Source organism: Intrasporangium chromatireducens Q5-1 (genome assembly GCF_000576575.1).
GTDB classification, from domain to species: Bacteria; Actinomycetota; Actinomycetes; order Actinomycetales; family Dermatophilaceae; genus Intrasporangium_A; species Intrasporangium_A chromatireducens.
This window is the reverse complement of sequence record NZ_AWQS01000001.1, coordinates 67,681-75,654: the sequence shown is the minus strand read 5'-3', so window position 1 is coordinate 75,654 and position 7,974 is coordinate 67,681. Positions and strand designations below refer to the sequence as shown.

8 protein-coding genes and 1 riboswitch are annotated in these 7,974 nt (G+C 66.7%); of the genes, 3 read left to right on the top strand and 5 right to left on the bottom strand.

Features of this window, described 5'->3' with window-relative positions:
- Nucleotides 1-681: transposase family protein (locus N864_RS00255; RefSeq protein ID WP_162164477.1), on the bottom strand; the 681-nt coding region annotated here is incomplete at its 3' end.
- A gap of 1,210 nt (nucleotides 682-1,891) precedes the next feature.
- Between N864_RS00255 and N864_RS00250 the strand changes: the two genes are divergently transcribed.
- Both N864_RS00250 and N864_RS24445 read left to right on the top strand, forming a co-directional pair.
- Nucleotides 1,892-2,089 (top strand): hypothetical protein, encoded by a 198-nt coding sequence (locus tag N864_RS00250; protein WP_034711970.1) that lies wholly within the window; start codon nucleotides 1,892-1,894, stop codon nucleotides 2,087-2,089.
- 2 nt (nucleotides 2,090-2,091) lie between these two features.
- Nucleotides 2,092-2,718: a hypothetical protein gene (locus tag N864_RS24445; RefSeq protein WP_155892744.1), complete on the top strand. Its 627-nt coding sequence runs from the start codon at nucleotides 2,092-2,094 to the stop codon at nucleotides 2,716-2,718.
- Between the two features lie 851 nt (nucleotides 2,719-3,569).
- Here N864_RS24445 and N864_RS00245 read toward each other — a convergent pair.
- The 4 genes from N864_RS00245 to N864_RS00230 all read right to left on the bottom strand — a co-directional run bounded on the left by N864_RS00245 (nucleotide 3,570) and on the right by N864_RS00230 (nucleotide 6,093).
- Nucleotides 3,570-4,121: a phage baseplate assembly protein V gene (locus tag N864_RS00245; RefSeq protein WP_051517993.1), complete on the bottom strand. Its 552-nt coding sequence runs from the start codon at nucleotides 4,119-4,121 to the stop codon at nucleotides 3,570-3,572.
- Nucleotides 4,122-4,137: 16 nt separating this feature from the next.
- Complete coding sequence (locus N864_RS00240) at nucleotides 4,138-5,163, bottom strand: alpha/beta hydrolase (protein ID WP_034711966.1); 1,026 nt, start codon at nucleotides 5,161-5,163, stop codon at nucleotides 4,138-4,140.
- A 94-nt stretch (nucleotides 5,164-5,257) separates the two neighbouring features.
- Nucleotides 5,258-5,548 (bottom strand): WhiB family transcriptional regulator, encoded by a 291-nt coding sequence (locus N864_RS00235; RefSeq protein WP_051517992.1) that lies wholly within the window; start codon nucleotides 5,546-5,548, stop codon nucleotides 5,258-5,260.
- A 98-nt stretch (nucleotides 5,549-5,646) separates the two neighbouring features.
- Nucleotides 5,647-6,093, bottom strand: a complete 447-nt coding sequence (locus tag N864_RS00230) for a hypothetical protein (RefSeq protein WP_034711963.1) — start codon at nucleotides 6,091-6,093, stop codon at nucleotides 5,647-5,649.
- Nucleotides 6,094-6,130: 37 nt separating this feature from the next.
- A riboswitch (SAM riboswitch) is annotated at nucleotides 6,131-6,245 on the bottom strand.
- Nucleotides 6,246-6,499: 254 nt separating this feature from the next.
- On the opposite strand from N864_RS00230, the gene N864_RS00225 reads away from it, so the two are divergent.
- Nucleotides 6,500-7,921, top strand: a complete 1,422-nt coding sequence (locus N864_RS00225) for a M1 family metallopeptidase (RefSeq protein WP_034711993.1) — start codon at nucleotides 6,500-6,502, stop codon at nucleotides 7,919-7,921.
- Nucleotides 7,922-7,974: the final 53 nt, after the last annotated feature.

The following is a 7,974-nucleotide window of genomic DNA, read 5'->3' as shown; positions in this document are numbered from 1 at the left end:
CGCTTTGGCGTACGAGGCGGACAGGTCGATCGCCACGTGCGTCACCGCCGCCTTCCATGAGTCCGGTTGTCCGGCAAGCCAGTTCGTCACGGCGGTGGCGGTGCGGCCCTCGATGTGGGCGAGCAGCCCGCAGGTCCCGGCGGCGTCGACGATGGCGGTGTGCCACCGGTCGTGCTTGATCCGCCACCGCCCGGTGACCGGGTCCTGTTCCCAGATCGGCTTACCGCGGCGGGTCTCATCGATCCCGAGCACCGCCACCTCGGGCAGGTCCTGCTCGAGCACCGGGGTGACGTGCGCGACGAACGCGGCGTGCGCGACCGGCCACGACACGCCGTGCGCCCGAGCGGCCGAGCTGACACACGAGTAGCCCTCCGCGACGCCGGCACCGACCTGCTCGTACAGCCGCGTGGTGAGCCGGCACCGCGGCGGGACCTGCGGCAGCGACTCGGTGAACGACAACCGCGGGCAACGGTCCTCGAGGCAGCGCCAGCGGCTCTTGTGCCACACCAGCCGGACCGCGTCCGGCCCGTACGGCACGTCCCGCGGGTGCGTGGTCGCCGAGCCCTTCCGTGCCGTCGAGATGACTCCGCAGGTCGGGCACGCGGCGGCGGTCTCGTCCGCGGTGACCAGGTGCACGGTCCGCGCGCCGTGCTCGTCGACCTCGACCTGCCGGACGGCCAAGCCGTCCAGGCCGAGCAGCCTCGTTCCGTCCTGGCTGATGAGTGTTTGCGCGTGTGATTGCGTAGGCTGAACCAAGCCCGTGACCTCACCTTCGTGATCATGAACTGCCTTTGACAACAGCCATGATCACCGAGGTCACGGGCCCCTCACGTCAACGACGCGGCCCAGACACTTGCCCGCTTAACTTCGAAGAGCCCCCATGAGCCGCTCCATCATGCCCGTCGACCGGTTCGCCTGAACGGGGCGATCACGCGACCGCACGACAGGGTGGCAGAAGGACCTGCGTCACTTCGCCGCGACGGGACTTAGTGCGGGATCACTGACGTACTTGCGGTGCCCGTGTTCCGGCGCGGCACCCAGCTGGATGCAATCTGCGCGGAACCGGACTTAAGATTCGGGTTCGCCCTCAGCGTTCTCGTCCTCGGCCTCGCACCAGTGATCGCCAGGGTGACCGAGCTCAAGCCGGCAGTGAACGCCTCCCAACTTGCGCCGACCATGCGGGAAGTACAGGGCGTCACACCAGTTGTTCGAATTTGCCACGGTGCTCCAAATCTCTAATCGCGCAGAAGGGTGCGAGTCGCCCATTAAGGACAGTCGGAGTCACAGCTTGTGCAGTGCCAGTTGTTGCGACTCTCACACCAGAGGTAAGTCTTGACGCCGCAATCGACGCACTCGCCATGGGGGACGTCTTCAAGTTCCATGCGCAGACCCTACTTCTTCTTCTCAGCTTGCCTCTTCAACTTCGCCATCTTCTCCAGAAGGCTTGCCTTCTCGTTGAGGCGCTTGGCCTCTGCACGAAGTTCCCGCGGAGACCGGTTCTTGGCGCCTGGCGTGCGTCCCATGAGCGTCCTGTCTGGATCGTTCTAACTAGAATGGTTCTGCTTGATCTACTGTAGACGTGAGGGTAGCGGGTCCAGCGCTGGAGGGCGGGACCCGGTTTGCGCAACTTGGACGGAGCTGGGGGACACGCCCTTGAGGACTCGAAGCCTCTGCCCGTGCGCACAACCAGGCATTCGGTCCGGCTGGAAATGGGTGTGCCAGCTGCGAGGTCGCCCCGGAAGCGGCCGGGAGCGTCACAGCGCCGCGTCACGGTGCCTAGATACCAGCGGCGACTGAGCATGGTGGACACCGGGTGTCTTCCTGCATCGCGATCAAGCATCCAATGTCTAGCCCCCTCGACTTGATCGTTCAAGCGACCTAGACTTACGCTGTGAAGCGGACGGACCTTATGAAGCGGCTGAGCGCGATCGCCAAGGCCCAGGAGCAAGAACTGGTCCTCAGCGAGGGCGCCGAGCACACCAAGGTAAAGATCGGCGACCGGCAGAACGTCGTTCCTCGCCACAAGGAAATCAACGAGATCACCGCCAAGAAGATCATCGAGCACTTCGAGACGAAGAAGGAGGACTGACCATGCGAGTCACCGCAACCCGCTCCGGCGATTGGTGGGCCATCGAAGCAGAACATGACGGCCAACCGATCTACACCCAAGCCAAGCGCCTCGACCAAGTTGACGAGCTCGTGCGTGACGCCTTCACCACGCTTGACATCGACCTGGCCGGCGAGTCGATCGATGTGGTTCCCGTAATCGGGTCCGCGGAGGTGGCCGAGGCCGCTCGCACGGCCTCGAAGCAGGCTGCCCAAGCGGCCAAGGCGGCATCCGAGTCGATGCGTCGGGCCGTGAGCAAGTTGCAGGGCGATGGCTTGCCTGTTCGCGATGTCGCCGTGCTCCTGGACATCTCCCCGCAACGCGTGTCGCAGCTGTCCGCGGTGCGAGTCGCTGCCCCGAAGCGGGGGCCGCTGAAGAAGGCGCCAGCGGCCACGCCAGCTGCTTCCAAAGTGGCGAAGCGTGCAGCCGGTAAATCCACCACCGTGAAGCCCGCGACAAAGCGAGGCGCCATCGTCAAAAAGTCCAAGGGCGACCAACGCTCCCGCGCGATGCCAGCAGCCAAGTCCAAGCCCGATCGACCTGCAGAAAAGGACACCCCGCGCGAGCGTCCCCGCGTAACAATTGCCGCCATCAGATCACCTAACCGATAGGGATAGCTCGCGTCTTTGCGCCGGTGCGCTGCAACACGCGGTTGCGGATGGTGCGTCTCTCCGCCGCGCGTCGCCTAAGCGCGGTGAACGGCGCCAGTTGGCCGACCCACCACACGTCGATCCCGGCCGCTTCTACCGACCCAACCGTTTCAGCATGCAAGGTTCGGTAGGGCGGAAAATTGGGCAGGGCCATCACGCTGCGCCAAGACGGCTCACGCGGCCACACTGCCAGAGGCTCCTCACGTCGAGGAGCTCAGTGGCAGTGTCGGCTTCCGGCCGGTCGGCAACGTCGTCGACACCCGCTACACCATGGTCGCCAAGCCGCCCGTGTCGGTGTTCAACGGGGCCAGCGTCTACGACGGCATGCACGAGAGTCTCGCGGGGATCGGCCGATCGCAGGTCGGCTAGTCACCGATTCGCAGGAAGGAGGGCCAGGGGTGATCCCCTGGCCCTCCGTAGGCTCTGAGGCCGCCTACCGCGCGAAAGCGGTGGCCCACCGATCAGTCCCAAGAGGTATGCCGCTGAGCGGGCCTCATGAGGCCGTGACCCTCGCCTGGGCGGCGACAGGAAGCATCGGCGTTCCAGTTGGCTGACAGATCGAGGTGCCATCCATGATCGCCACGGGAACACCGCCGGCCAAGACTCGTTTCGCACCAACAAGCCACTGACCCGACCGACAGGGCGAGTTGGCGCCGCTTGGCAAGGGACATCCTTCGATGACGTACCGCGTGGCGATCGTCGTGACGGGGACACCTGCAAGTAGGACGCGCGAATCATCCACTGTGGGGATAGCCAGACCACCGTGCGAACAGCAAATGGTCGCGCCGGAGTCGAGGACCGACCCGGACACTTCAGATCACCGCCAGCGCGCCGTTGTTGATGCTGACTGACGGGCCGATGAGGGTAATGCGGGCACCCTTGCCGTTGCTGATCTCGATGCCAGAGTCGTTGACGGAGATTCTCGCACCGGACGGTGTCGCGATGAGAATTCCCCCATTCGGCTCGGGCGCGTCGCTCACGGTGATGCTGTTCTCGAGCGCCGTTTGGATGACAAAGCCCGAGACCTCGGTTGGCACGGCCCTCGCCGCACCTGGAACGTCCGCTGAACTGCCGTAATAGCCGCCTACCCAAATGGGGTAGTCCGGATCACCTGCCTCGAACTCCACCCACACGCCGGCACCCACCGGAGGGACCGCGAAGACGCCACTCTGGATGCCGGCGACGGGGAAGCACGGCATGGCCCACGAGGTCGATGTCATGGCAGACATCTCCGGGACCTCTATCCGGATCCGGCCCTGACGCAAAGGGTCGACGTTGTCGACGCAAATGCCTCGGTACTTCCCATAGAGCCGATCCGATTCCGGACTGTCGTCCTTGCCGCGCTTCTTCTTAGGTTGTGGCATCAGTTCCTCCGATTCATCATGCGATCCGTTGCGCGAGCCAGGCGAGCGCGAGCGGATACCGGTAGTCGATGCCCCCATGCCCAGCATCGAACGTCTCGAAGTGCACCCGCTCCTCAGCCAACCCGGCGGCCAAGATCTGCGAGCGGAACGCCCCAGCCCCGATGTCGAGGAACCACTCGTCCCGGGTCCCGGCATCGATCCAGACCGCGCGCCACGACCGCACCGCCTCCGCCCGTCCAGCCACCATCCGCACTGGGTCCCAGTCGAGCCACCGCTGCCAGACCGACGGCACCAGCTGCCCGGTCGCAGCATCGAAGGGCAGCCGAGGCGTGCCGTCCCCATCGGCCGAGAAGCATGCCGACACCCCGAGCAGCATCAGCAGCGACTCGTCGCACGGCTTGGTGAAAGACACCCGGCCGCGAAAGTCGTCCCACCACCGCTGGATGTCACCGCTGTAGTCGCGCAGGTAGCGCACCGCCTTGGCGAACTCCGGCACGTAGCAGTACTCATAGAGCGCGTCGCCGGCATGCGTGGCGAGCGCGCCGAAGAGGTCCGGCCGCAGCATCGGCGTGATCATCGCCCCGAAGCCGCCGCTCGACTTGCCGCTGATCGCCCGATGGTCCCGATGCGCCAACGTCCGATACTGCGAGTCGACGAACGGCACGACCTCGTCGCAGAGATACGAGTGGTAGCGGCCGGTCCCGGGCGAGTCGACGAACTGGCTGCCGCCATAGGCCGTCCACGCGTCGACATAGACGACGATCGTCGGCGGCGCCTCCCCGCTCGCGAACACCGCGTCGGCCGTCTCCGGGAACGGCTGCCGGTAGGGCTGCCGGTTGCGCCACATCTCGAGGTGACCGGTGTAGCCCTGGATGACGTAGACCGTGGGATAGCGGCGCTCTGGCTCGTCGTCGTACCCGGGCGGCAGATAGACCCAGAGCGGCCGCTCGTGCGGGTCGCCGAGCGGGTTGCCCCGCAGCAGCGCGCTGTCGATGACGTGCTCGTCGAGCCGTCCAGCCAGGTCGGTGCTCCAGGGCAGCATGCCTCACCGTAGCCGTCCGCCTCAGACCAATGCCGTGTATGCCGCTGAGCTTGGCACCGCTGTTAGGTGCGGTCGCGCTCCGGCTGGCTCAACGTCAGGCGGCCTCGTTCCTCCGCGGCCGGCCGCGCCGCCGCTTGCCCCCGACGATGACACCGTGCGCCAGCAGCTGGCCACCCCAGACACCCCACGGCTCGCCCCGCTCGAGGGCACCTGCCAAGCAGGCCTCACGCATCGGGCAGGCAAGGCAGAGCGACTTGGCCAGCTCGACGTCGTCGGGGTCCTCGGCAAACCAGAGCTCGGCGTCGTTGTCCTGGCACGGGATGCCGGTTCGTCCGCGGTGCGGCAGGTCGACCGGGACGATCGCCCGGGCTGCGGGGTCTTGCATGCTCGCTCCTCGTCTCTGGGTGTGACACCACGATGAACGTCTGAGGTAGCCGGTCGCATCAGGAGAATTGCCTATTGGGCGACGTCACCGAGGCGCGATCAGCCTCGCGGACGCGGGCGGCCGCGACTGCCCCTGTCACACAGGTGCAGGTCGCGCTCGAGGAGCAGGTCGAGGTCCTCGATAACGTCGAACGAGCCGACCCAGTGGCAGTCCAGGCACACGAAGGCATGCGTCCACAGGTACGGGTTCGGCCGGATTCGGGCCAGCCACAGCCCGCTCACGAGTTCGGCCGCCCGTGGTGACAAGTCGGGAGATGTCAGAGGTGCAGGCAGGCCGTCCCTCTCGCGCTCGTAGTGCGTCGTGAACCACGCGTGGCGTGCGAGCGCGTTGACCAAGCTGCTGACCTCGTCCCAGGCATTCATGTCGAGCAGGAAGTCGGTCGCCTCCGGCCCGTCCGCTGGCCACTCGAACGACAGCGCGCCGGCGTCGTCGTCGTACCGCTGGATGCCCTCATCGGGGGCGGAACTGGAGCCGGTGCAGGACACGTCTCGACCTCCTCGGTTCTCGGCCTCGGAACCGCGAGGCCCGCCATTACCTGACAGCGGCTGCTGCCCGGTCAGGTCTTCCTTGGAAGGCACCGGCGCGGGACCGGTTGCCGAGCGACCACTCCAAGGGTTTGGGGCCGCTGCTCTTGACCTGCACCGATGATGACAGGAGCCGGCGACAGTGCCCCGGGACAGCCAGCCGCGCGCGTTTCCCATTCCGGTTGCCGCACCCCATGGCCGGGCCTAGTGTCCGTCCTAATCCAGTTTCGCGCCGGGAGCTGGCTAGACCGATCCTGCGCCCGGTGCCGCAACAGGATCATGCGTCAGGCCCTGCGCCACCCGACGTGGGGCACCCTCCACAGCGTGGTCCGGCTGGCCGCCAGCCGGAGTGCAGATCGGACACGACGTGAGATTCCAACCTCTCCGCACCTCCGTCGCTGCGGCCGCCGTCGCCGCCACCCTGACCCTTCCCCTGGCCGGACCGACGACCGCTGCTCCTGGCTCCCCCGGCGAGCCGCGCTACTCCGCCGGCGCGGCCAGCGTCGGTGACCTCTACTTCCCCGACCAGGGCAACGGCGGCTTCGACGTCCAGCACTACGACATCAAGTTCACCTACGACCCGGCGACGAAGCGCCTCAACGCGACGACGACGATCTCCGCGGTCGCGACGCAGGACCTCGACCAGTTCAACCTCGACTTCCGCGGCCCGGCGATCACCAAGCTGGCCGTCAATGGCAAGCCGATGGACTATCAGCAGGGCGACGAGGAGGTCGTCGTCACGCCGAGGCCGAAGCTGAAGACGGGCCAAACCTTTACCACCGTCGTCGCTTATGCCGGGGTGCCGCCGGTCATCACCGACCCGGACGGCTCGATCGAGGGTTGGGTGCCGACCGACGACGGCGCCTTCGTCGCCGGCGAGCCGCAGGGCTCGGCCGCGTGGTTCCCCGGCAACAACCACCCGACCGACAAGGCGACCTTCACGCTCACCGCGACCGTTCCCGAGGGCAAGACCGCCGTCGGCAACGGCCAGCTCATCTCGCAGCAGACGGCAGACGGATGGACGACCTTCACGTGGGACTCGACCGAGCCGATGGCGACCTATCTCGCGACGGTGACGATCGGGGACTTCGCGGTCACCCGGTCGACCACGCCCAGCGGCATACCCGTGTATGTCGCTGTCGACCTGCGCCTCGTCGACCGCTCGGCCGCCGCGGTGGCGCGGATCCCCGACATCGTCGACTACTTCAGCTCGGTCTTCGGGCCGTACCCGTTCGCGTCGACGGGCGCGATCATCGACCGGGCGCCGAACGTCGGTTATGCCCTCGAGACGCAGACCAAGCCGATCTTCTCGAACGCCCCGAGCATCGGCACGATGGCCCACGAGCTGGCCCACCAGTGGTACGGCGACAGCGTGTCCCTCGAGCGGTGGTCGGACATCTGGCTCAACGAGGGCTTCGCGACCTACGCGTCGTGGCTCTACACCGAGCACACCGGGGGCGCGACGGCGCAACAGACGTTCAACAGCAACAGCAACTACGGGCGCGCGGCGAGCTCGTCGTTCTGGCAGATCTCGATGATCGACCCGGGCCCGGTCGACATGTTCAGCAACGTCCCCTATAACCGCGGCGCGATGACGCTGCATGCACTGCGCGGCAAGATCGGCGACGACGCCTTCTTCAAGCTCATCAAGGAGTGGGCGACGATGCACCGCTACGGCAACGCCAACACGGCCGACTTCGTCCAGCTCGCGGAGAAGGTCTCCGGGATGGACCTGACCCACTTCTTCGACGTGTGGGTCTACCAGGCGGGCAAGCCGACCAGCTGGTGACGTTCGCGAGGCGGGCTCGGGCGCAGCGCCAGGTTGCGCCCGAGCCTGCCTTG